23 protein-coding genes and 1 tRNA gene are annotated in these 24969 nt (G+C 56.6%); 20 read left to right on the plus strand and 4 right to left on the minus strand.

Annotated features, from left to right (window positions below; genetic code table 11):
• Window positions 1–111 precede the first annotated feature (111 nt).
• The 11 genes from NNN71_RS11850 (at window position 112) to NNN71_RS11900 (ending at window position 11372) form a co-directional block, all read left to right on the plus strand.
• Window positions 112–678 (plus strand): hypothetical protein, encoded by a 567-nt coding sequence (locus NNN71_RS11850; RefSeq protein WP_163449237.1) that lies wholly within the window; start codon window positions 112–114, stop codon window positions 676–678.
• A 156-nt stretch (window positions 679–834) separates the two neighbouring features.
• Window positions 835–1383 carry a type 1 fimbrial major subunit FimA gene (gene fimA / locus NNN71_RS11855; protein ID WP_163449236.1) on the plus strand — a complete coding sequence of 183 codons (549 nt, stop codon included), beginning with the start codon at window positions 835–837 and terminating at the stop codon, window positions 1381–1383.
• A 67-nt stretch (window positions 1384–1450) separates the two neighbouring features.
• The gene (locus NNN71_RS11860) at window positions 1451–1990 is read left to right on the plus strand and encodes a fimbrial protein (RefSeq protein ID WP_167575028.1); all 540 of its coding nucleotides are present in this window, start codon (window positions 1451–1453) and stop codon (window positions 1988–1990) included.
• 59 nt (window positions 1991–2049) lie between these two features.
• A complete protein-coding gene (locus tag NNN71_RS11865; protein ID WP_411908120.1) occupies window positions 2050–2739 on the plus strand; it encodes a fimbria/pilus periplasmic chaperone in 690 nt (229 codons plus the stop codon).
• Between the two features lie 116 nt (window positions 2740–2855).
• Complete coding sequence (locus tag NNN71_RS11870) at window positions 2856–5405, plus strand: fimbrial biogenesis usher protein (protein WP_223882166.1); 2550 nt, start codon at window positions 2856–2858, stop codon at window positions 5403–5405.
• 7 nt (window positions 5406–5412) lie between these two features.
• Complete coding sequence (locus NNN71_RS11875) at window positions 5413–5943, plus strand: fimbrial protein (protein ID WP_163449233.1); 531 nt, start codon at window positions 5413–5415, stop codon at window positions 5941–5943.
• A 12-nt stretch (window positions 5944–5955) separates the two neighbouring features.
• Entirely contained in the window at window positions 5956–6459 is a 504-nt protein-coding gene (locus NNN71_RS11880) for a fimbrial protein (protein ID WP_163449232.1), read from the plus strand.
• Window positions 6460–6475: 16 nt separating this feature from the next.
• Window positions 6476–7381, plus strand: coding sequence for a fimbrial protein (locus NNN71_RS11885; protein WP_163449231.1), 906 nt, complete (start codon window positions 6476–6478; stop codon window positions 7379–7381).
• 329 nt (window positions 7382–7710) lie between these two features.
• Window positions 7711–9081 carry a pyridoxal-phosphate dependent enzyme gene (locus NNN71_RS11890; RefSeq protein ID WP_163449230.1) on the plus strand — a complete coding sequence of 457 codons (1371 nt, stop codon included), beginning with the start codon at window positions 7711–7713 and terminating at the stop codon, window positions 9079–9081.
• 10 nt (window positions 9082–9091) lie between these two features.
• Complete coding sequence (locus tag NNN71_RS11895) at window positions 9092–10237, plus strand: trans-sulfuration enzyme family protein (protein ID WP_163449229.1); 1146 nt, start codon at window positions 9092–9094, stop codon at window positions 10235–10237.
• A gap of 163 nt (window positions 10238–10400) precedes the next feature.
• On the plus strand, window positions 10401–11372 hold the full coding sequence (locus NNN71_RS11900) for a DNA repair protein (RefSeq protein WP_271458556.1): 972 nt from the start codon (window positions 10401–10403) through the stop codon (window positions 11370–11372).
• Window positions 11373–11447: 75 nt separating this feature from the next.
• Here the strand turns inward: NNN71_RS11900 and NNN71_RS11905 are convergent.
• Window positions 11448–11523 (minus strand) — tRNA-Phe (locus NNN71_RS11905).
• 105 nt (window positions 11524–11628) lie between these two features.
• Window positions 11629–12336, minus strand: coding sequence for a DUF554 domain-containing protein (locus NNN71_RS11910; RefSeq protein ID WP_163446006.1), 708 nt, complete (start codon window positions 12334–12336; stop codon window positions 11629–11631).
• Window positions 12337–12754: 418 nt separating this feature from the next.
• Here NNN71_RS11910 and NNN71_RS11915 point away from each other — a divergent pair, with 418 nt between their 5' ends.
• On the plus strand, window positions 12755–14890 hold the full coding sequence (locus NNN71_RS11915; RefSeq protein WP_271458557.1) for an ornithine decarboxylase: 2136 nt from the start codon (window positions 12755–12757) through the stop codon (window positions 14888–14890).
• A 30-nt stretch (window positions 14891–14920) separates the two neighbouring features.
• Here the strand turns inward: NNN71_RS11915 and NNN71_RS11920 are convergent, their stop codons facing one another.
• Together NNN71_RS11920 and NNN71_RS11925 are read right to left on the minus strand one after the other, a co-directional pair.
• Complete coding sequence (locus tag NNN71_RS11920; protein ID WP_271458558.1) at window positions 14921–15613, minus strand: response regulator; 693 nt, start codon at window positions 15611–15613, stop codon at window positions 14921–14923.
• On the minus strand, window positions 15603–17240 hold the full coding sequence (locus NNN71_RS11925) for an ATP-binding protein (RefSeq protein ID WP_271458559.1): 1638 nt from the start codon (window positions 17238–17240) through the stop codon (window positions 15603–15605). The genes NNN71_RS11920 and NNN71_RS11925 overlap by 11 nt, the downstream gene beginning before the upstream one ends.
• A gap of 348 nt (window positions 17241–17588) precedes the next feature.
• Between NNN71_RS11925 and NNN71_RS11930 the strand changes: the two genes are divergently transcribed.
• From NNN71_RS11930 to citG, 8 genes are read left to right on the plus strand one after another with little or no spacing between them, the layout of a single operon-like run.
• Entirely contained in the window at window positions 17589–18950 is a 1362-nt protein-coding gene (locus tag NNN71_RS11930; protein ID WP_271458560.1) for a 2-hydroxycarboxylate transporter family protein, read from the plus strand.
• A gap of 13 nt (window positions 18951–18963) precedes the next feature.
• Window positions 18964–19827, plus strand: a complete 864-nt coding sequence (locus tag NNN71_RS11935) for a fumarylacetoacetate hydrolase family protein (RefSeq protein WP_271458561.1) — start codon at window positions 18964–18966, stop codon at window positions 19825–19827.
• 13 nt (window positions 19828–19840) lie between these two features.
• On the plus strand, window positions 19841–20860 hold the full coding sequence (citC, locus tag NNN71_RS11940) for a [citrate (pro-3S)-lyase] ligase (protein WP_271458562.1): 1020 nt from the start codon (window positions 19841–19843) through the stop codon (window positions 20858–20860).
• Between the two features lie 16 nt (window positions 20861–20876).
• Window positions 20877–21167, plus strand: a complete 291-nt coding sequence (gene citD, locus NNN71_RS11945) for a citrate lyase acyl carrier protein (RefSeq protein ID WP_271458563.1) — start codon at window positions 20877–20879, stop codon at window positions 21165–21167.
• On the plus strand, window positions 21167–22042 hold the full coding sequence (citE, locus tag NNN71_RS11950) for a citrate (pro-3S)-lyase subunit beta (protein ID WP_271458564.1): 876 nt from the start codon (window positions 21167–21169) through the stop codon (window positions 22040–22042). The genes citD and citE overlap by 1 nt, the downstream gene beginning before the upstream one ends.
• 10 nt (window positions 22043–22052) lie before the next feature.
• Window positions 22053–23570: a citrate lyase subunit alpha gene (gene citF / locus NNN71_RS11955; protein ID WP_271458565.1), complete on the plus strand. Its 1518-nt coding sequence runs from the start codon at window positions 22053–22055 to the stop codon at window positions 23568–23570.
• 4 nt (window positions 23571–23574) lie between these two features.
• The gene (gene citX / locus NNN71_RS11960; RefSeq protein WP_271458566.1) at window positions 23575–24114 is read left to right on the plus strand and encodes a citrate lyase holo-[acyl-carrier protein] synthase; all 540 of its coding nucleotides are present in this window, start codon (window positions 23575–23577) and stop codon (window positions 24112–24114) included.
• The gene (citG, locus tag NNN71_RS11965; protein ID WP_271458567.1) at window positions 24092–24892 is read left to right on the plus strand and encodes a triphosphoribosyl-dephospho-CoA synthase CitG; all 801 of its coding nucleotides are present in this window, start codon (window positions 24092–24094) and stop codon (window positions 24890–24892) included. The genes citX and citG overlap by 23 nt, the downstream gene beginning before the upstream one ends.
• Window positions 24893–24969: the final 77 nt, after the last annotated feature.

The raw sequence follows: 24969 nt of genomic DNA on the forward strand, positions 1-24969 counted from the left end.
ATGTATATTCGCTGTGTATATAATTAAATCGAAGTTTGGCTTACGACTTTCTGGAAACAGGAATTATGGACATTAAATAGAATAAATCGGATCTGGATGTTGGGGTAATATATGAGGAAATGTATTATCTCGGATAACAGTTTTTTCCTTTTGGCATTGCAAGATGATGAAGTCATTCGGAGAGGGAATGTCGCAGCAATCCACTCCAGACAATTAAAATCTAACTGTTACTTACGTCCATCGGTCAGTGATATCTTCGTGGTATATATTTCTGATATTGCCGAGCGACACCGGATACTGAGTTTAATTGCTTCATTATGCTCTCATTGCCGAATTGTACTGTTATACAAGATGGAGGGGGCTCCCGGATGCGCCTTTCAGGGGCCATTCCCTTGGCTCATCTCTGAAAAGATAGGTTTTTCCGAGCTTTACTTGTGTCTGTATGAAGCCGGTAAATCTATGTTTGACCGGCGGGATTTCTCTGAACAAGAGTTGATTGTCTTTCGCTATCTATGCGAAGGTTACTCCGTTTCACAAATTAATAAATTAGCAGGACTCAGCGAAAAACATATTTATTATTTGCGGCAGAAAACTAAACGAATGTTTGGGTTGCGTGGGAATAATGCCGCGACAATGTCGTTTTATCTGGATATCTCTAAGCTGAATCGACGCTGGTGACGTTATTTCTGATATCCAGATAACGGTGCTGTTGTTGGGATGTGGTTGTCTTCACATAAATAATCGATGCGTGTCAGGCAGAACCTTCATTGCCTGCCTTTAGCGCTGTTTTTAACAAAGTGAGAATAATATTCTCCATTAATCAGGAGTACATTTATGGGCATTAATAAAGTTGCGCTGGTAATTATCTCTGCGCTTTCCTTCACCTCTGCGGCAGCGCTGGCGGACACGACGACGGTAAACGGCGGCACCGTGCATTTTAAAGGCGATGTGGTAAACGCGGCCTGCGCCGTGGATGCCGGTTCTATCGACCAGACGGTACAGATGGGTCAGGTTCGTTCGGCAAAACTGGCGACTGCGGGCAGCACCAGTTCCGCCGTCGGCTTTAACATCCAACTGAACGACTGCGATACCAGCGTTTCGACGAAGGCATCTGTGGCCTTCTCCGGCACAGCGGTTGATACCACCAACAACACCGTTCTGGCGCTGCAAGGGTCAGCATCGGGCGGCGCCACCAACGTGGGTATCCAGATTCTTGATAACAAAGGCAAACCGCTGGCACTCGATGGCGCGACCTTTAGCTCCGCGACCACTCTGAACGATGGTCCTAACGTGCTTCCGTTCCAGGCGCGTTACTACGCGACCGGCGCGGCCACGGCGGGTACCGCGAACGCCGACGCGACCTTCAAAGTTCAGTACGAGTAATCCAACCGGCAGGGACGCCACGAGGGCCAGGAAGGCCCGTCATCACGAGGGAATGGAGGTGATAGTCATGCGTTGGATGACAGGGTTACTGCTGATGTTTCTGCTGCCGATCGTCGCGCATGCTGGCAACCACTGGAACGTCACGTTACCCGGTGGTGGTTTACGTTTTCAGGGCGTTGTTATCGCCGAAGCCTGCAGCGTGGCGGCGGAAGATCGCCTGATGACGGTAAAAATGGGCCAGGTGGCCAGCCATCGTTTCCATGCGGTGGGCGAAGAATCTAATCCGATCGCTTTTGCTATTCATCTTGAAGATTGCAGTACGGCAGTCAGCCAGCACGTTGGCGTGTCGTTTCAGGGCGTCGCTGACGGTAAAGATCCTAACGTTCTCTCGGTGGGAGAGGGGGCGGGCATCGCTACCGGTATTGGCATTGCGCTGTTTGATGACCAGGGCGGATTAATTCCACTCAACCAGGCGCCCGTGCGCTGGGCGCGACTCTACGATGGGCCAACCACGCTGCATTTTGTGGCGAAATACCGTTCGACCGCACGTCAGGTCACCGGCGGTACGGCCAATGCGCAGGCCTGGTTCGCCTTGACCTACCAGTAATTAACCGGACGCAGGAAATGACGGTGAGTACAACAAGGGTAAACATGAAAAGAACGTTGATGATGATGCGCGGTGCGCTGGCGATGCTGCTGCTGATAGCGGCGAGCGGGGTAAGCCATTATGCGCACGCGGGTGTGGCGCTGGGGGCGACTCGGGTCATTTATCCGGCAGGGCAAAAGCAGGTCCCTCTGGCGGTCACCAATACCGACGAGAGCGGCACTTATCTGATTCAGTCCTGGGTGGAAAACGCCGACGGCGTTAAAGATGGTCGTTTTGTGGTGACGCCGCCGCTGTTCGCGATGCAGGGGAAAAAAGAGAACACGCTGCGTATTCTTGACGCGTCCAATAACCAGCTGCCGCAGGATCGGGAAAGCTTGTTCTGGATGAACGTGAAGGCGATTCCGGCGATGGATAAATCTAAGCTCAACGACAATACCCTGCAACTGGCGATTATCAGCCGTATCAAGCTTTACTATCGCCCGGCAAAACTGGCGATGCCGCCGGAGCAGGCCGTCGAAAAACTGACGTTCCGTCGCAGTGCCGGCACGCTTACGCTGATCAATCCCACGCCGTACTACCTGACGGTTACCGAGCTTAACGCTGGTACCCGCGTGCTGGAAAACGCGCTGGTGCCGCCGATGGGCGAGGCCCGGGTGAAAATACCGGATGATGCGGGCGGTGAAATTACCTTCAGAACCATTAATGACTATGGTGCGCTGACGCCGCGCATGATAGGCGCGATGCGTTAAGCCACAGGGCTGCCCCTATCCCTTGAACAGAATAAGAAATGATCGCCGGGTGATGTGAAACCGGAGGGACTATGCCATATCTGAAATTTGACCTCGCCTGTTTGCGGGTCTGGCGTATGCGGCAGCTTCCGGTTGCCATTTTGCTCGCGTCACCGACCTTTTTCGTTCAGGCGGAACTCTACTTTAACCCGCGCTTTCTGGCCGACGACCCTGCCGCTGTGGCGGATCTTTCCGGTTTTGAGAAGGGGCAGGAGCTGCCGCCGGGGACCTATCGCGTAGATATCTACCTTAACGACGGGTATATGACCACTCGCGATGTCACCTTCAACGCTCCTGAGGATGGCCATGGGCTGATGCCGTGCCTGACGCGCGGGCAGCTGGCCAGCATGGGGCTGAATGTCGCCGCCGTCGACGGGCTGCATGCGCTTGCCGCTGACGCCTGCGTACCCTTAACCGAGATGATTAAAGAGGCAACCATCCGTCTGGATGTCGGCCAGCAGCGACTGTACCTGACCATTCCTCAGGCCTTTATGGGGAACCAGGCGCGCGGCTATATTCCGCCGGAGCTGTGGGATAACGGTATCACTGCCGGATTGCTGAACTACAACTTCACCGGTAATCGCGTGCAGAACACGGTTGGCGGTAGCAGCCAGTATGCCTATTTAAACCTGCAAAGCGGGCTGAACGTCGGCCCATGGCGGTTGCGTGACAACAGTACCTGGAGCCACAGCAGCGGCTCGCAAAACGAGAACAAATGGCAGCATATCAATACCTGGCTGGAGCGCGATATCACGGCGTTACGCTCGCGGCTGACGCTGGGTGATAGCTATACCAACGGCGATATCTTTGACGGGATTAACTTCCGCGGCGCGCAATTGGCTTCCGATGACAACATGCTGCCGGACAGCCAGAAAGGCTTCGCGCCGGTTATTCACGGTATAGCTCGCGGTACCGCGCAGGTCTCTATCAAGCAAAACGGCTATGAGATTTACCACAGCACGGTGCCGCCTGGCCCCTTCACCATAAACGACCTCTATGCCGCGGGCAACGGCGGCGACCTGCAGGTCACGATCAAGGAGGCGGACGGCAGCAATCAAACCTTTACCGTACCGTATTCTTCCGTCCCGGTGCTGCAGAGGGAAGGGCACACGCGCTATGCGCTCACTGCCGGAAAATACCGTAGCGGCAACGAGCAGCAGGACGACCCGACGTTCTTTCAGGGCACCCTTATGCACGGGCTGGCGGCGGGATGGACGCTGTATGGTGGAAGCCAACTGGCGGATCGCTATCGCGCGTTTAACTTCGGGGTCGGCAAGAACATGGGCAACCTGGGCGCGATGTCGGTGGACATTACCCAGGCCAACGCCACGCTACCCGACGACAGTCGGCAGCAGGGGCAGTCGGTGCGCTTCCTCTATAACAAATCGCTTAATGAATTGGGTACCAATATTCAGCTGGTGGGCTACCGCTACTCTACGCGCGGATATTTCAGCTTTGCCGATACCACCTATCAGCGTATGAGCGGGTACTCCGTGGTGACGGAAGATGGGCCGGTCTACGTGAAGCCGAAATTCACCGACTACTACAACCTCGCCTACAGCAAAAGGGGCAAAGTGCAGGTCAGCGTAACCCAGCAGTTGGGGCGTACCGCCACGCTTTATGTGAGTGGCAGCCAGCAAACCTACTGGGGCACTCATAACGCGGATGAGCAATTCCAGGCCGGGCTGAATATGGCCGTGGACGATATTAACTGGACGTTGAGCTATAGCCTGACCAAAAACGCCTGGCAGGATGCCCGTGACCAGATGCTGGCGGTGAACGTCAACATTCCGTTCAGCCACTGGCTGCGCTCGGACAGCAAATCCGTCTGGCGGCACGCCAGCGCCAGCTACAGCATGTCCAACGATCTCAACGGTCGGATGAGCAACCTCGCAGGGCTGTACGGCACGCTGCTGGAGGATAACAACCTGAGTTACAACGTGCAGACCGGCTATGCCAGCGGCGGCGAGGGCAGCAGCGGGAGCACCGGCTATGCCGCGCTGAACTATCGCGGTGGCTACGGCAATGCCAACGTTGGCTACAGCCGTAGCGACGGGATTAAGCAGCTTTACTACGGCATGAGCGGCGGCGTGCTGGCTCACGCCAACGGCGTCACGCTGAGCCAGCCTCTCAATGACACGGTGGTGCTGGTCAGCGCGCCGGGGGCGAAAGGGACAAAAGTGGAAAATCAGACCGGGATACGCACCGACTGGCGCGGCTACGCCGTGCTGCCCTACGCCACTGAATACCGGGAAAACCGTGTGGCGCTGGACACCAACTCGCTGGCGGATAACGTCGATCTGGACGATGCGGTAGTGAACGTCGTACCGACTCACGGCGCGATTGTCCGCGCGGAGTTTAAGGCGCACGTCGGCATGAAGTTGCTGATGACGTTAATCCACAACGGTAAACCTGTGCCGTTTGGCGCGATGGTCACCTCGGACGGTAACCAGAACGGCAGCATCGTGGCTGATAATGGCCTCGTTTATCTCAGCGGCATGCCGCTGGCCGGAAAGGTGCAGGTGGCATGGGGGCAAGGCGCCAATGCGCGCTGTGAAGCGGAATATCGGTTACCTGATGAGAGCCAGCAGCAGTCGCTGATTCAGCTGTCGGCGACCTGCCGCTAAGGACATGATGATGACAAAACCTTTTTACCTGCTCAGCGCGTTGCTGTCGCTATCCGCCGCCAGCGCCCTGGCCGCAGATAGCACCATCACCATCAGCGGTTACGTACGAGATAACGGCTGCGCGGTGGCGGGCGAGTCGAAGGACTTTATCGTCGACCTGATGGATAACGCGGCTAAGCAGTTCAGTACCGTTGGCGCGACGACCCCCGCGATACCGTTTCGTATTGTTCTCTCACCTTGCGGCAGCGCGGTTAGCGCCGTGAAGGTTGGGTTTACTGGCGTGGCGGATAATGACAATACCCGCCTGTTGAAGCTTGACGGCGGCAGCGCTGCCGCCGCTGGCATGGGGGTGCAGATCCTTAACGATCAGCAGACAATGCTGCCGCTGAATGCCACGTCATCCGCTATTCCGTGGACGACGCTGAAGCCCGGTCAGAGCAATACGCTGAACTTTTATGCTCGCCTGATGGCCACGCAGGTTCCGGTCACGCCGGGCCACGTTAACGCCACGGCGACGTTCACTCTTGAATTTCAGTAAGTGGAGGCATCAATGAAATGGGCTTATTGCGGTGTGCTATCGGCAATCGCGCTGGTCGCCTTCTCTTCGGCGCTATGGGCCGCCGATGTGACGATTACGGTCAACGGTAAAGTGGTGGCGAAGCCGTGTACGGTATCAACCCGCAATGCTGACGTTGATCTTGGCGATCTCTACACCTTCAACCTACTTTCCGCTGGCTCAACCTCGCCCTGGCATGACGTCGCGCTGGATCTCAGCAACTGTCCGGTTGGCACATCGCGCGTCACCGCCAGCTTTAGCGGTACGGCAGATGCCACCGGCTATTACCAGAATCAGGGAACGGCCAGAAATATTCAGCTTGAGCTGCAGGACGCGGCGGGCAACACGCTCAATACCGGCGCGAAGACAACGGTGACGGTGGATGAGGCCTCGCAGTCCGCACGCTTTCCGCTGCAGGTGAGGGCGCTGTCGGTTAACGGCGGCGCTACCCAGGGAACCATTCAGGCGGTGATCAACGTCACCTATACCTACGCCTGACCAGGAGACGATCGTGATGAAGAGAGTGATAACCGTGTTGACGGTGCTGCTGATGGCCGGTTGGTCGTTTAATGCCTGGTCATTTGCCTGCCGGACCGCCAGCGGAACGACGATCCCTATCGGTGGCGGCAGCGCGAACGTGTATGTGGATCTGGCGCCTGAGGTGAACGTGGGGCAAAACCTGGTTGTCGATCTTTCGACGCAGATTTTTTGTCATAACGATTACCCGGAGACCATAACTGACTACGTTACGCTGCAACGGGGTTCGGCATACGGTGGCGTGTTGTCCAGTTTCTCCGGCACCGTCAAATACAACGGCTCCAGCTATCCGTTTCCCACCACCACGGAGACCGCGCGGCTAATTTACAACTCGAAAACCGATAAACCCTGGCCCACGATGCTCTATCTGACGCCGATTAGCTCCGCCGGCGGCGTGGCAATTAGCGCCGGAACGCTTATTGCCGTTCTGATCCTTCGTCAGACCAACAATAAAAATAACGACGATTTCCAGTTTGTCTGGAATATCTACGCCAACAACAATGTGGTGGTGCCTACCGGAGGCTGTGACGTCTCTGCGCGAGACGTCACGGTGACGCTGCCGGATTACCCCGGTTCAACATCCATTCCGCTGACGGTTTACTGTGCACAGAGTCAAAAGCTCAGTTACTACCTGTCGGGGACGACGGAGGATTCGGCGAACTCCATTTTCACCAACACCGCATCGGCTTCACCCGCGAGTGGGGTTGGCGTTCAGCTTACCCGCAACGGTAGCATTGTGCCTGCCAACAGCACGGTATCGCTTGGCACGGTAAGCACCTCGGCCGTGAGCCTTGGCTTGACCGCCAACTATGCGCGAACCCACGGCCAGGTAACGGCGGGCAACGTACAGTCGATTATTGGCGTGACGTTTGTTTATCAGTGACAGGAACCCGCCTTTGCGGCGGGTTCCTCAACGCGTCATCTCGCTAGCATCCCCAAACCGGCGGCGAGAACTCCTTAGATAAAGTTCAACAATAGAAAGCTGTGATGCGGCAAAAGGCGCATTCTGAAGCCGCTTTGGTGGCTGAAAATACGGCAAATTCCCCCATTTTTAGCCATCAATCCCTCTGTACGACTAAACGTCTCTCTATCCACATGTCTAAATAGCAGGTCATATTCCAATTTGCGCTAACGAGCAGATAAAGGTTCTTTATCATCCATTTTTTACAGTCCTACACTCTGGTCGTTGCTCATATATCAGGATTAAAGTGTATGACCGTTTACCATTCCGTCACCGAACTTATCGGCCAGACGCCGGTACTGCAGCTGCATAAGCTGGATACCGGACCGTGCAGCCTGTTTCTGAAACTGGAAAACCAGAACCCCGGCGGTTCAATCAAGGACCGGGTGGCGCTGTCGATGATCGACGAGGCGCAAAAGCAGGGGCTGCTGCAGCCTGGCGGCACCATTGTTGAAGCGACCGCAGGCAATACCGGGCTTGGGCTGGCGCTGATTGCCGCCCAGCGCGGGTACAAACTTATCCTTGTCGTACCGGACAAAATGAGCCGCGAGAAGATTTTCCACCTCCGCGCCCTTGGCGCTCAGGTGGTGTTGACCCGCTCTGACGTTGGCAAGGGGCATCCGGCGTACTATCAGGACTACGCGCAGCGGCTGGCGAAAACGCTCCCCGGTGCTTTTTACATTGACCAGTTTAATAACGCCGCCAATCCGTTGGCTCACACCACAACCACCGCGCCGGAGCTGTATCAGCAACTCGACGGGCAGATTGATGCCATCGTCGTTGGCGTGGGATCGGGCGGTACGCTGGGTGGCCTGCAGGCATGGTTCGCCGAACACTCGCCGCACACCGAGTTTGTGCTGGCCGATCCGGCCGGTTCGATCCTTGCCGATCAGGTCGAAAGCGGCCGTTATCAGGAAGCGGGATCCTGGCTGGTTGAAGGAATTGGCGAAGATTTTATCCCGCCATTAGCGCACATCAATAACGTACGTAAGGCATTACGCATCAGCGATCGTGAAGCCTTCACTACCGCCCGCGAACTCCTGCAGGTGGAAGGGATTCTGGCGGGCTCTTCAAGCGGCACGCTGCTGGCGGCGGCGCTGCGCTACTGTCGCGCGCAAACCACGCCTAAACGGGTGGTGACCTTTGCCTGCGACAGCGGCAATAAGTACCTGTCGAAAATGTTCAACGACGACTGGATGCGCCAGCAGGGCCTGCTGGCCCGCACACAGCGTGGTGATCTGAGTGATTTTATTGCCTTACGCCATGATGAAGGCGCCACCGTCACCGCCGCTCCCGACGATACCCTGGCCGCCGTGCTGGCTCGTATGCGCCTGTATGACATCTCACAGCTCCCGGTGCTGGAAGAGGGAAGGGTGGTGGGAATCGTCGATGAGTGGGATTTGCTGAGCCACGTGCAGGGCGACAGCCAACGCTTTGGTTTGCCGGTGCGCGAAGCCATGACGCAGGAGGTTGAAACCCTCGACATCACCGCGCCTGAGAGCGCGCTGAAACCGATTTTTGATCGTGGCCAGGTGGCCGTGGTGGTGGATAACGAGCGCTTTCTCGGCCTTATTACCCGCAGCGATCTCCTCACGAGCTGGCGCAATCGTCTTGAACAATAAGGAATGAATAATGAAAACTTTCGACACTCTAAGCGTACACAGCGGCACTTTTACCGATAGCCACGGCGCGGTGATGCCGCCGATTTACGCAACATCAACCTATGCCCAACCGGCACCGGGCCAGCACAGCGGCTATGAATATTCGCGAAGTGGCAACCCGACGCGCGCTGCGCTGGAGACCGCGATTGCTGAGCTGGAAGGCGGTAGCCGCGGCTACGCCTTTGCTTCTGGCCTGGCGGCCATCTCAACGGTACTGGAACTGCTGGATAAAGACAGCCATATCGTCGCCGTCGATGATGTTTATGGGGGAACCTACCGGCTGATTGAAAACGTGCGTCGGCGCAGCGCAGGGCTGCAGGTGAGCTGGGTCAAACCCGGTTCGCTCCCGGCGCTGGAAGCGGCTATCCGCCCGGAAACGCGCATGATTTGGGTCGAGACGCCGACCAACCCCTTGCTGAAACTGGCCGATCTGGAGGCAATCGCCAGCATCGCCCGCCGCCATAAGCTCATCAGCGTGGCAGATAACACCTTTGCCTCGCCGGTTATTCAGCGCCCGCTGGCTTTCGGCTTTGATATTGTGGTGCATTCCGCCACCAAATACCTCAACGGCCACTCGGACGTTGTCGCCGGTCTTGCGGTGGTGGGCGATAACCCGACGCTGGCGGAGCAGCTTGGCTATCTGCAAAACGCCGTTGGCGGGGTGCTCGATCCGTTCAGTAGCTTCCTGACCCTGCGCGGGATCCGCACGCTGTCGCTGCGCATGGAACGCCACAGCAGCAATGCGCTGGCGCTTGCTCAGTGGCTTGAGCAGCAGCCGCAGGTGGAAAAGGTCTGGTTCCCATGGCTGGAATCGCACCCCGACTATGCGCTCGCCCGCCGCCAGATGGCGCAGCCGGGAGGGATGATCTCGATCGTGGTAAAAGGCGATGCCGAACGGGCAGAAGCGGCGATCAAAAAGTTGCGCCTGTTTACGCTCGCTGAGAGCCTGGGCGGCGTGGAAAGCCTGGTCAGCCAGCCGTTCAGCATGACCCATGCGTCTATCCCTCTGGAGCAGCGACTCGCCAACGGCATTACGCCACAGCTGATTCGCCTCTCAGTGGGCATTGAAGGGGTTGATGATTTGCGCGACGATTTGCGGCAGGCTCTGGCAGAGTAACGATATTAACCGCCGTCAGTTCGACTTAAGTCTATACTTCATATCGAAAATCTAAGCGACTGAAATAACGTCACTTATAATATGACATAGCGGCTGACGGCGCACCGGAACGAGTGCTACTCTGCGATCCATTCCCACGGTCAGGACGCCGAGCAAACGCCCCATGAGTAAACCCATCAAGCGGCTGGAAATCATCAAAAATGCCATTGAACTGGAAGATGATGAGATCATTGCCAGTCAGATTTCGCACCTGAAAGGCGACATTGACGATCCGGCGATTGACGCCATCGTTCAGGCGCTGGAGTCCCGGCGCTATGGCGAGGCGATGAACGCCATCGTCAGCTGGCTGCAAAGCCAGCGCTCGATGACTCACTGGCAGGATCCGCGCATTGCGGCCAGCAAACTGGAGCTAAAAGCGCTGGAAACCCAGCTACAGGCGCTGCTTGATGCCAGGAACGCAAGGCTGACTCAGCTTGATGAGTTTAACGATCTTTATATGCAGCATCTGGGGCCGCTGATGGCCGAGGTGCTGAGGCTGCGAAAGATCCTGGCGGAAGCCTCGCTGCGCAAGCGAGCCGAAATGTGTCATGACGACGATTCCCGCGAACAACGTGCGCGTGACGAAGCGCGCGAACAGTATGACACCTGGCGCGATCAGCAGCAAAAAGCGCAAAAACGCCGCGAGCACCATGAAAATATGGCGCAGGAGGATCGTCAGGAACTCAAACGATTGTGGCGCCAGGCGAGTAAGCTTTGTCACCCGGATCTGGTCGACGATGCGCTGAAGGCGGAAGCTAACGAGATGATGGCCCAGCTCAATCAGGCCCGACAACGTGGCGATCTGCCGACTATTCGTAATCTGCTAGCCCGACTCATGCGCGAGCATGAGCCAATGATGGCGAGCGAAAGGCTGAACGATCTCACGCTACTGCTGCGTAAAATCAGTGCCACGCAGCAGCAAATTGCCAGCCTGCAGGCCGAAATGCTCGCGCTTGAGAAAGAGAAATCCTGGCTGCTGGTGTCAACGCTTGCCGACCCACAGGCCTATTTCCGCCAGCAGGAAAAAGCGCTGTCGAACACGATCGCCACTCTGCGCAAGCGCATCTTTGAGTCAGGGTTGGATGAGGTGGCGTAGCTATTTCTGGAAGCGGAAATTTATCGGAACGCCAGAAAGCAAAAACCCAGCCATAGGCTGGGTTTTCTGAATAAGTGGTGCCCGGACTCGGAATCGAACCAAGGACACGGGGATTTTCAATCCCCTGCTCTACCGACTGAGCTATCCGGGCAACGGGGCGCATTAAACCGTAATCGCCTCGCCTCGTCAACGAAAATTATAAATTTTGCGGCGAGTTGCACAATCTATCGTCACCTTGCGTATTTTGCACGCGACGTCAGGCAAAAAAGGCGGTCCAGGCGGCAGAAATAGGCATCGCCAGCAGCAGCGCGGGCAGCATATTCACCACGGCGAACATCTTGATTCCGCAGATGCGCAGGCCGGTGGCCAACAGTAGCAGGCCGCCGACGGCGGTGAAATCGGCCATCATTGCCGGGGTTGTCAGCGGCAGGATCATAAAGGCGCAAAACGCCAGCGTCAGCTGGATGACCAGCATCGGCACGCTGATGGCACAGACGGCAAAGCCGAGCGAGCAGGCGAAAATCATGGCGGTAAAGAAATCGAGAAACGACTTCGCGATGAGTATGGTCGGGTCGCCGGTCATCCCTTCGTGCATTGAGCCAAAAATCCCGGTACCGCTCGCGCAGAACAAGACGATAATCGCCACGAAGCTCTGGATGACATTTTCATGCTCCCGGCTTTTGCCCGGCTTGAGCAGCCGCTTCTGCATCCAGGAAACGCCGTTATTGATCCCTTTTTCCAGATAGCAAAACTCACCGATCAGCGCCCCCATCAGTGTGGCCAGCACCATCACCGGCATATTGGCGCACTTGATCACCAGCAGCAGGCCAATACCCAGCGAGGCGAGGCCGAAGATCGAGGTCATGGAGACGCGAATACGCTCCGGAAGACGCTGGCTTAACAGCGCGCCGATCAAACCGCCGACGAGCACCGCCCCGGCATTAATAAATGGGCCAATTACCACGTTAACTCCTGTTACTTATCGATAAGTCCTGCATTATTATGGACTGATTAATCGGTTCAGTGCTTGTTTCTCCGTGGTATTAGTGCATAAAAATTTCGTCTTGCACCCTCTGGTGAATGGTGCCATGATTGCGCGAAATTTCTCCTTTCCTGAATCGGGGCCGCCTGCAATGACATCTTTGCCATTACATCGCCAATGCCGCTTCGCCTGCTCGCGAAGGTCTGCCCCATTCTCTTTGCTCACCATGCGGTGACGCCAACGCACGCTCACTGCAGGACAACAGTAAGATTAGACCATGTCTGCTTTTACTGATGTCTGGCGGTCGGAGCTGTAACCCAGTTGCACCCAGACGCTTCGTGGGGCAGAGCCAGATGCTCTGTCCAGGACTTTTACTCTCCCTGAGTGGGTCGTTGCGCTTATGAAATCAATGAACATTGCTGCCAGTCGTGAACTGGTCTCTCGCCTTTCCACCCATCGTGACGTGGTGGCGCTGGATAGTACCGACTTTACCGATGTGGCAGCAGTCGTCATTACCGTGGCCGACAGCCACAGCGGCATTCTTGCGTTACTCAAACGCACCGGATTTAAGCTGCCGGTGTTCGTGCTGACGAGCGATGATATCAGCGTGCCAAACGGCGTAAATGCGGTCATCAGCGGTAAAGCTCAGGAGTGGCTGGAACTGGAAACCGCCGCCTGTCGCTATGAAGAAGAGCTGCTGCCGCCGTTTTTTAATACCCTGACTCAGTACGTTGAAATGGGTAACAGCACCTTCGCCTGTCCGGGGCATCAGCACGGCGCGTTCTTTAAAAAACATCCGGCGGGCCGCCAGTTTTATGACTTCTTCGGTGAGAACGTCTTTCGTGCCGACATGTGCAACGCCGACGTGAAGCTCGGTGACCTGCTGATTCACGAAGGCTCTGCCAAGCACGCGCAGAAGTTTGCCGCGAAGGTGTTCCACGCCGATAAAACCTACTTTGTGCTGAACGGCACCTCCGCCGCCAATAAGGTGGTGACCAATGCTCTGCTGGCCCGCGGCGACCTGGTGCTGTTCGACCGCAATAACCACAAATCGAACCACCATGGTGCGTTGATTCAGGCTGGCGCGACGCCGGTCTATCTGGAAGCGGCGCGTAATCCGTTCGGTTTTATCGGTGGCATTGATGAACACTGCTTTGACGAGCGTTACCTGCGCGAACAGATTCGTGAAGCCGCGCCGGAGAAAGCCGATGATGCGCGTCCGTTCCGCCTGGCGATCATTCAGCTGGGCACCTATGACGGCACTATTTACAATGCGCGTCAGGTGGTGGATAAAATCGGCCACCTTTGCGACTACATCCTGTTTGACTCCGCATGGGTAGGCTACGAACAGTTTATCGATATGATGTCCGACACCTCGCCGCTGCTGCTGGATCTTAACGAAAACGATCCGGGCATTTTCGTTACTCAATCGGTACACAAACAGCAGGCGGGCTTCTCGCAGACCTCGCAGATCCACAAAAAAGATAACCATATTCGCGGCCAGGCGCGCTTTTGCCCGCACAAACGGCTGAACAACGCCTTTATGCTGCACGCCTCAACCAGCCCGTTTTATCCGCTGTTTGCGGCGCTGGATATCAACGCCAAAATCCACGAAGGGGAGAGCGGGCGCCGTCTGTGGGCAGAGTGCGTCGAGCTGGGGATTGAAGCGCGTAAGGCGATTTTGGCGAACTGTAAGATGATCCAGCCGTTTATCCCGCCCATGGTGGATGGTCGCCCGTGGCAGGATCACCCAACCAAAGCGATTGCCAGCGAGCGTCGCTTCTTTAGCTTTGCGCCTGGCGCGCGTTGGCACGGTTTCGAGGGCTATGCGCAGGATCAGTACTTCGTGGACCCGTGCAAATTGCTGCTGACCACGCCGGGGATCGACGCGGAAACCGGGCAATATACCGAGTTTGGTATTCCGGCGACGATTCTTGCCCACTATCTGCGTGAGAACGGTATCGTGCCGGAGAAGTGCGACCTGAATTCGATCCTGTTCCTGCTAACCCCTGCGGAAACGCCGGAAAAAATGGCGCAGCTGGTGGCAATGCTCGGCCAGTTTGAACAGCATATCGAGGACGATACGCCGCTGGCCGACGTGCTGCCGACTATCTACAACAAGTATCCGGTACGTTACCGTGACTATACGCTACGCGAGCTGTGTCAGGAGATGCACAATCTTTACGTCAGCTTTGACGTTAAGGACCTGCAAAAGGCGATGTTCCGCAAAGAGAGTTTGCCGCAAGTGGTGATGAACCCGCAGGACGCCAACAGCGAGTTTATTCGCGGTAATGTTGAGCTGGTGCGCATCAGCGAAGCGGAAGGGCGCATTGCCGCTGAAGGCGCGCTGCCGTATCCACCGGGCGTGCTGTGCGTGGTGCCGGGGGAAGTGTGGGGCGGTGCGGTACAGCGTTATTTCCTGGCGCTGGAAGAGGGCGTGAACCTGCTGCCGGGCTTTTCGCCGGAGCTTCAGGGGGTGTACAGCGAGAAGGATGCTGACGGTATCAGCCGGTTGTACGGCTATGTACTGAAATAAAACGGGCCCCTCATCCCGCAGATGAGGGGGTTATGCGGCGCTGCGTCGGTACATACGGCGCGGGTGTCCAATCTTGCCATACAGCATTTCCACGCTTAAAAAGCCCGCTTCTACACAGTGTTCCAGGTATCGGCGGGCGGTGGTTTTACTCAAACCCGTTTCGCTGACCACTTCATCCACAGAGAAGCAGTGTGCGGCCTGGTCGTTAAACAGCTTTCGCACCAATTCCAGCGTTTTCTCCTCAATGCCTTTACTGCCGCTGTCCTGACGATAATTTTTGGCCTGGAGTTGGTAGAGCGAATCGACGTTCTGCTGGTCGACGATTTTCCATACCCGTTGCTGCTCGGCGAACTGCACAAAGCGTTCCAGTGATTGGCTCAGACGCTTCCACGATACCGGCTTGAGGATGTAGTCAAAGGCGCCGTTACGAATCGCCAGGCTACAGGTGTTCATGTCGCTGGCGGCGGTAATGAAAATGACCGAGCAGTTGGCCTGCACCAGCATGGGGTTGCTGATGAGCGTAATGCCTTTACCGTCAGGCAGATAGTTATCCAGCAGCAATAGCTGCGGCTGCTTGCTCTTGAGCTGTGCCTGAGCGTCCGCCAGTGAAGGGGCGATACCGACGAGCCGCAGGCGCGGGTGCTTGCTGATAAGCTCCGCGTGTAGCTGCGCCAGTTCATGTTCATCTTCAACGATCAGTACATCGATAAGTTCATGTTGCATAGTCGGTATCTTCCAATTCCTGTGAGGTACATCTGACCGTTCCCGTTGCAGGAATAAACAGTGAGAAAATCGTGCCGCGTGGCGTGTTATCGGCAACTTCGATTAAACCGCCAGCCTGGGTGACATAGCTTTCGATCAGATACAGCCCAATCCCGTGATCGCCCTGCGTTTTGGTGGTGATCCCGCGTTCAAATATCCGCTCGCGGATCTCCGGTTTAATGCCGATCCCCTGATCGGCAACCTCGATAATTAACTCTCGATCGTTCAGCTTGATCATCACTTCTACGGGTTCATGCGGAATCGGGGCGCGCTGCGTGGCTTCGATGGCGTTATCCAGCAGATTACCAATAATGGAGATGACCTCGGACTCCGTCAGCGGGACAAACGGCCTGTCCATCAGGCAACCTGGGTCAAAGCGTAACGCTACGCCTTTTTCACGGGCGCGAGCAGCTTTCCCCAGCAGCAGGCCACACATTGTTGGTGAGCTAAAGCGTGAGGAGATAAAGTCTAGCAGTTCCTGGGCGTGCTCTGACTGGGCCTGGATAAAGCGAATGGCCTCATCGTAGCGCTCCATATGCAGTAGCCCGGAGAGGGTGGTCATTCGGTTGAGCTGTTCGTGGCGCATGATGCGCAGGTTATCAACGTAGCGCTTCACCTGGCTTAGCTGCGCGCTGAGAGAGTCAATTTCGTTGCGATCGCGGAAGGTTATCACCCAACCCTGAAGCGAATTCTCCATCATGATCCTTACGCGGCTGGCGATCACCGTCAGATCGTTAAAATGGCAGATCTCATCGTGCGTGTCCTGCTTTAGCATGGTGTTGCGGTTGAAGAACGGCATCGGGGTAATGACGTCGCTAATTAGCTGTCCCCGCAGCCGACGCGCCGGAAGGCTAAGGCCCAGCAGCTTTCTGGCTGCCTGGTTAATCACCTCGATACGCAGGTTATCGTCCATGGCGATAACGCCTTCGTAGATAGACTCCATCATCGCCTTTTGCTGGCGTACCAGCAGCCCTATCTCGCGGGGTTCCAGGGAGAAAATCTGCTTTTTAATACTGCGGGTGAAGAACCACGAGAAGATGAACAGCGCCAGCAGCAGCAGGACGGCGGCAATCAGGATATTCACCACCTTGTTGACGGTGATGCTGTCGAGATAGCTGGTGAGGTAGCCGACGGAGACAATCCCTATCACTTTGCCCTGGTCATCAAAAATAGGCGCTTTGCTGCGCAGCGAAATGCCTAACCCGCCCTGGCGAATCGTGGTGGTGCTTTTACCCCGCAACACCTCTTCGTTATCACCGCCGACCAGCGTGGTGCCTACGCGATCGTTAAATACTGAATGAAATAGATGCCGGCCTTCATTGTCGCCAATGACAATAAAGCTGGCGTCGCTGCGCGCGGCTAATCGTTGCATAAAATCATGGATGGCAGGAATATTTTTATCGGCAACCTGTTTACGCAAACTCGGGATGATGGCAATTTCTTCCGCCTGTATTTTGGCGCGGCCGCTCATCTCTTGATAGAGCTGTCGGCCCATATCGATATAATAATAGCTACCCAGCAGCGCAAAAAGCACCGAGAAAAAGGCAACCAGCGAAATAAACAGTTTTATCTGGAATGATACTTTCATTACTCTCACGCAGGGCCGCAATAGATACCGCCAATATATCATCTTTTTTGACGATGCCAGCCTGTTTGCCGGAAACTTGTGATCCCTTGCACAGCCGCCCCCTGACAGGTATTTTTCTGAAAAGCGGGTTTAATTAAGGTTAAATTAATAAATGTTATTTATTTGTGCAATTTAGAAAAGAAACCATAAAAACCACNCNTATAAATAAGGAGTTAATCACATTAAATAAAAGAAACCATTAAAACCATAGGTGCCATTAAAACTTCGGTTTTAATATGCTTTTACTCACATAAAGTAAGCCTTTAAGCCCTTAGGCTAAACACACAAAATAACCAAAAGGGCTTCATTATGAGCACAACTGATGATTCATTCTCTGTTACCCACGATCCGATAGAAATTCAGCGTCCGGCGCTTAAAGAACGCTGGTGGCATATTATGGACACCTGGAAAGTTGGCATTATTCCACTGCCGCTGTTTTTGCTGGCTGGAGTACTTATCGCGATTGATTGTCTGGGCGGCAAGCTGCCGAGCGATATCGTGGTGATGGTTGCGACGCTGGCGTTTTTTGGTTTTGCCTGCGGCGAGTTCGGTAAGCGTCTGCCGATTGTCGGTAAGCTCGGTGCTGCAGCGATATGCGCCACCTTTATTCCTTCGGCAATGGTCTATTACGGCCTGCTACCGGACGTGGTGGTGGAGTCGACCACCAAATTCTATAAATCGACCAACATTCTCTATCTCTATATCTGCTGCATTATCGTCGGCAGCATTATGAGCATGAACCGTACGGTGCTGATTCAGGGCTTCCTGCGCATCTTCTTCCCGATGCTGTGCGGAGAAATCGTCGGCATGATTGTTGGCATGGGCGTGGGGATGGCGCTGGGTCTTGAGCCGTTCCAGATCTTCTTCTTTATCATTCTACCGATTATGGCGGGCGGTGTCGGTGAAGGCGCGATTCCGTTGTCTATCGGTTACGCCACCTTGCTGCATATGGATCAGGGCGTGGCGCTCGGTCGCGTACTGCCGATGGTCATGCTCGGCGGCCTGACAGCCATTATCATCTCTGGCTGCCTTAACCAACTGGGTAAACGCTATCCGCACCTGACCGGTGAAGGCCAGCTGATGCCAAACCGCGCTAACGCGGATACGCAATCTTCGCAGCCAACGGTATCCGGTAAAACCGACGTTACCACCATCGCTTCCGGCGCGCTGCTGGCGGTACTGCTCTACATGCTGGGGATGCTGGGCCACAAACTGATTGGCCTGCCAGCGCCGGTTGGCATGCTGTTTATGGCTGTCCTGGTGAAGCTGTGCAACGCCGCCTCTCCGCGTCTGCTGGAAGGCTCTCAGGTGGTTTACAAATTCTTCCAGACCTCCGTGACCTACCCAATTCTGTTTGCCGTGGGCGTGGCTATCACTCCGTGGCAGGAGCTGGTTAACGCTTTCACCGTCAGCAACCTGCTGGTTATCGTCAGCACCGTTTCGGCGCTGGTCGCCACTGGCTTCTTTGTCGGTAAAAAAATCGGCATGCACCCGATTGATGTCGCCATCGTCTCCTGCTGCCAGAGCGGGCAGGGCGGTACCGGTGATGTGGCCATTCTGACAGCCGGTAACCGTATGAGCCTGATGCCGTTCGCACAGATTGCAACCCGTATCGGTGGGGCGATTAACGTCTCTATCTCGCTGCTGGTACTGGGCAACTTCCTCGTTTAATCAGGACTGAATAATGAAACTCGCAAGCTTTATCTATCAGGGCGTACGCAGCTACGGCATCGTAAAGACCCAGGGGATGATTGATTTAGGCCGCCGTCTGGGCGACCGCTACGCTGACCTGAAGGCGCTGCTGGAGGGCAACGGGCTGGCGGACGCCACGCGCTATCTTAATGATGCGGTGGATGTACCGATGGACGCCGCGACCTTTTTACCGGTGATTGAGCACCCGGAAAAGATCCTCTGCGTGGGCATGAACTACGCCGAAAAACGCAAAGAGTTTGACCAGCATAACCCCGCGCCGACGCTGTTTGTCCGCTTCCCGGATTCCCAGACGGCGCATAACGCGCCGGTATTGAAGCCACGTCATTCGCGTGAGTTTGACTACGAAGGCGAGCTGGCAGTGATTATCGGTAAGGGCGGCGAGAACATCAGCCGTGAAGACGCGCTGCGTCACGTTGCGGGCTATAGCTGCTATATGGATGGCTCCGCCCGTGACTGGCAGCACACGTGGTTTACCGCGGGAAAAAACTGGCGTCAGACCGGGGCGTTCGGCCCGTGGATGACCACGGCGGATGAAATTCCTGACCCACACCAGCTTGCCATCCGCACCTGGCTGAACGGCCGCATGGTGCAGGACGACAACACCAGCAGCATGATCCACAAGGTGGCGGAACTGATTGAATATATCAGCACCTTCACCCGCCTGAGCCCTGGCGATGTGATCATCACCGGCTCCCCAGGCGGCGTCGGCAAAAAGCGTAACCCGCCGCTGTTTATGCAGGAAGGCGATCGCATTGAGGTGGAAATTGAGCATATCGGCCACCTCAGCAACATCATCATGGAAGCGCCAGCGAACACGCTGACGGCAGCGCACTAAGTAAGGCGGCACGATGTACACGCAACCCACTTTCGATTTCCGGGTTACCCAGGTAGCGGAACATCCGGAACGTTTAGATTCGATTCGTTCGCTGCTGGTTGATAGCGGTCTTGGCATGGACAGCGACATCTCGCTGTTTGTTGAAGCCTGGTCCGGGAAAACGCTGGTGGGCTGTGCAGGTCTGGCGGCGAACGTTATCAAATGCGTGGCGGTTGATGAACGCCAGCGCGGCGCCAACCTGAGTGCCCGTCTGCTGGCTGAGGTGGAGAACGTGGCGCTGGCCTTGGGCCATTTCCACCTGTTCCTCTGCACGCGTCCCTGCAACAAGGAGCGCTTTGCCCGTAGCGGTTTCTGGCCCATTGCCCAAAGCGGTAACAACGCGGTGCTGATGGAAAACACCCCGCAGGGGATCCAGCGTTACTGCCGCGCGCTCAGCCAGAAACGCAGGCCGGGGGAAAAGGTGGGAGCCATCGTGATGAACGCGAATCCGTTCACCCTCGGCCACCGTCATCTGGTGGAAACGGCGGCGGCGCAGTGTGACTGGTTGCACCTGTTTGTGGTACGCGAGGACGCATCGTTCTTCCCGTTCCTGGCCCGTCTGGAAATGGTGCGGGCAGGCGTGGCGCATCTGCCCAACGTCACTGTGCATGAGGGCTCGCAGTACATCATCTCCCGCGCCACTTTCCCGGCCTACTTCCTGAAAGAGTCCGGCAAAGTGCAGCAGGCGTGGAGCGAAATCGACGTGCTGTTATTTCGCAATAACATCGCTCCGACGCTGGGTATTACCCATCGTTTCATCGGCTCTGAACCCTTTTGCGATGTCACCCGGCAGTACAACCAGACGCTGCACGCACTGCTGGAGGGCGACATCACGGTGGTGGAGATACCGCGCATTAAGGTTACGGGAAACGCCATCTCGGCATCGGAAGTGCGCCGCTTACTGAAAACGCAGCAATTTTCTCGAATCCGGGACATTGTCCCGGCATCCACTTTCGCGCATTTAGAAGCGCATTACAGTGCGGAAGTTGCATAACTATCAGGACTAAATCATGAAAATCGTAAGGGAGGCGCTGGCCGGAACGCAGGAGTCCAGCGACCTGATGGTGAAAATCGCCCCCGCCGACGGCGAGCTGGAGATTGTCATCCACAGTGAAGTGATGAAGCAGTTTGGCGAGCAGATTCGCCAGATCGTAGCAGAGACCCTGCGCACGATGGGCGTGAAGCAGGGGCTGGTTATCGTCGAAGACAAAGGCGCGCTGGACTGTGTTATCCGCGCCCGTCTGCAAAGCGCGGTGCTGCGCGCAACGGATGCGCAGCAAATTGCCTGGGAGAAACTGTGATGAGTAAACTTCGCCGCAGTATGTTGTTCCTGCCGGGCGCCAATGCCGCCATGCTTTCCACCGCGTTTATCTATCGCCCCGACTCCATCATGTTCGACCTCGAAGATGCGGTGGCTCTGCGTGAGAAAGACACCGCGCGTTTGCTGGTCTTCCATGCCCTGCAGCATCCAATGTATCAGGACATTGAAACCGTTGTGCGCATCAACCCGCTCAGCACGCCGTTTGGCCTGCTGGATCTGGAAGCGGCGGTTCGTGGCGGCGTTGACGTGATTCGCCTGCCGAAAACTGATACCTCGGACGATATTTTCGAGCTGGAAGGCCACCTTGAGCGCATTGAACGTGAGTGCGGGCGCGAAGTGGGCTCCACCCGGGTAATGGCAGCCATTGAATCGGCGATTGGCGTAATTAACGCCGTGGCGATTGCCCGCAGCTCTCCGCGGCTTATCGGCATTGCGCTGGCGGCATTTGACTATGTGATGGACATGCAGACCGAACGCGGCGACGGCACCGAGCTGTTCTACGCCCGCTGCGCCGTGCTGCACGCCGCGCGCGCCGCTCATATTGATGCCTTCGATGTGGTGTGGTCAGACGTTAACGATGAAGCCGGCTTCCTGCGGGAAGTGGAGCTGATCCGCAAGATGGGCTTTAACGGCAAATCGCTGATTAATCCACGACAGATTGACCTCTTACATAACGCCTACGCGCCAACGCAGCAGGAAGTTGACCATGCGAAACGGGTGATTGAAGCCGCGGAAGAGGGCGAGCGTAACGGGCTGGGCGTCGTATCGCTCAACGGCAAAATGGTGGATGCGCCGATTATTGACCACGCTCAGCGGGTGCTGGAACGCGCGGCGGCTTCCGGGGTGCGTCGTTAAGGATAAAACAATGAATCAGACAGAACTTCTTCACGAAAATTTCCCCCATCTGCGGGCGCTTCAACCTTTTGATACGGCGCACAGCACTACGCCATGGTTGGGCGATATCGAGGCCAAACATCACCGCAAGCTGTGCGACTCGGTCGAGCGGGCTGTGACGCGTTGCGGCCTTAAAGACGGCATGACCATTTCGTTCCATCACGCATTCCGCGAAGGCGACCGGGTGATTAATAACGTGGTGGCGAAACTTGCACAGATGGGCTTTAAGAACCTGACGCTGGCCTCAAGCTCGCTGATGACCTGCAACGACGCGCTGATTGAGCATATCGAAAGCGGCGTGATTACCCGCATCTACACCTCCGGCATGCGCGGCAAGCTGGCGGATGCCATCTCCCACGGGTTGATGGACGAGCCGGTACAAATCCACTCACACGGCGGTCGCGTGAAGCTGCTACAGGACGGTGAATTGCAGATAGACGTCGCGTTTCTCGGCGTACCGTGCAGCGATGAGTTTGGCAACGCCAACGGCACGCACGGCAAGTCCTGCTGCGGTTCACTGGGCTACGCCATGGTCGACGCGCATTTTGCCCGCAAGGTGGTGCTGTTGACCGAAGAACTGGTGCCGTTCCCGAATATGCCCGCCAGCCTGGTGCAGGATCAGGTTGATTACATTGTGCAGGTTGAGAGCGTCGGCGACCCGGCGAAAATCAGCGTTGGCGCGGCGCGCGTCACCAGTAACCCGCGCGAGCTGAAAATTGCCCGCGATGCGGCGGAGGTTATTGAGCACTCCGGCTACTTCAAACCGGGCTTCTCCATGCAGACCGGCTCCGGTGCGGCGGCAACCGCCTGTACCCGCTTTATGGAAGAGAAGATGGAGCGTAGCGGCGTGACTGCTCGCTTTGCGCTCGGCGGTATTACCGGTAGCTTGGTGGATCTGCATGAAAAAGGGCTGATCGAAAAACTGCTCGATACCCAATGCTTTGACGGCCAGGCGGCGGCGTCGCTGGCACGTAACCCGAACCACGTGGAGATCTCGACCAACGTCTACGCCAACCCCGGCAGCAAGGCGGCCTGCTGCGACCAGCTTGATGTGGTTATCCTCAGCGCGCTGGAGATTGACGTCGACTTCAACGTGAATGTGATCACCGGTTCCGACGGTGTCATGCGCGGTGCGTCCGGTGGGCACTGTGACGTTGCCGCCGCGGCGAACCTGACCATCGTGGTGGCCCCGCTGCTGCGTAGCCGCATTCCGACGGTAGTGAAGCGAGTGACCACGCGTCTGACGCCGGGGGAAAGCATTGATGTGCTGGTCACCGACCATGGCATCGCGGTGAATCCGGCGCGTCCGGAGATCCGTGAACGGCTGGTAGTGGCCGGGCTGAAGGTGGTGGATATCGAAACCCTGTATGACCGCGCGGTCTCGCTAACCGGCCTGCCGAAGCCGATTGAATTTACCGATAAAATTGTCGGGGTAATCCGCTATCGCGACGGTAGCGTGATTGACACAGTACGTCAGGTGAAGGAGTAGCATTATGACCACCGTGACACCCGTGCAGGCGGGTGTCAGCCTGGAGGCGCTGCTGGCGGCGAAAGAGAGCCGCGCGGCGCGTCAGGCTGACTGGCTAACGCATTATCAACAACCGATTATTTCCCTTACTCTGGTGACGCCGGGGGCGGTTAAAAACAGCCTGCGCTATCGCAATACCATGGGCGTGGCGCTGCAGATGTGCGATCAACTGCTGTGGCAAAATGGCTGGCAGGTATTGGATCGCCAGGTCTTCTGGCTGCCTACCGGGCCGGAAGCTATGTGGTGCGTGGCGCATCAGGCGCCGGAAATCAAAGCCCGCTGTGCGGCGCTGGAACAGAGCCATCCGCTAGGGCGGCTGTGGGATCTCGACGTTATCTGCCCACGGGCCGGACACGTGGGACGGCTATCGTTGGGGAGTCATATGCGACGCTGTCTTATCTGCGATGAACCGGCCCACGCCTGCTCTCGCTCGCGTAAGCATCCGCTCGAGCAGGTAGTTGGCTGCGTGGAGAAGATGATTGATGACTGGTTTATTCGCGACTAAATCCAACGCCACGTGCATCGCGGCGCTCGCGGAAGAGGCGCTGTGGCAGGAGCTTGAGCTCACGCCAAAGCCGGGGCTGGTGGATAAATACAACAACGGCGCGCACCGGGATATGGACCACGCGCTGTTTGTTCGCAGCATTGCCGCCATTTCTCCGTGGTTCCCTCGGTTTGCGGAGCTGGGGGATAAGCACGCGCATAGTCCTGCCAGCGAGCAGCTGCGAATGATTCGCCCGATGGGCATCGCCTGTGAGCAGGCTATGTACGCGGCAACTGGCGGCGTGAACACCCATAAGGGCGGTATTTTCGCGCTGGGGCTGCTTTGTTTTGCCGCAGGAAGATTGGGTGAGGTCAACCCGCAGCGGTTGTGCAGTGAAGTGAGTGATATCTGCCGTGGCCTGGTTGCGCGAGAGCTTGCAGCGCGTTCATCGCAGGCGACCGCGGGCGAACGTCAGTTTCATAAGTTTGGCCTGACCGGCGCGCGTGGCGAAGCAGAGAGCGGATTCGCCACGGTTCGCAAGGCGCTGGCGGGTTGGAATCGTCGTCATCTGCACGCGCTGCTGCTGCGTTTAATGGCGGTGAACCCGGACAGCAATCTGGTCTCGCGCGGTGGGATGAACGGCCTGCGCTACGTACAGGATTACGCCCAGAATTTACTGGAGAATGGCTGGGATGAGGGCGCGCTGATAGCAATGGATAACGCGCTGATTACGCGAAATTTAAGCCCCGGCGGCAGCGCCGATTTACTGTCTGTAGGATGGGTGCTATCGAGGATGTAGTAGCCCGGCCGAGCAAAGCGACGCCGGGACTGCTCGCTGCTTGAACCCGGCGTCGCTTTGCTCGGCCGGGCTACGTT

Source organism: Kluyvera sp. Awk 3 (genome assembly GCF_028069715.1).
Lineage (GTDB): Bacteria > Pseudomonadota > Gammaproteobacteria > Enterobacterales > Enterobacteriaceae > Kluyvera > Kluyvera georgiana_A.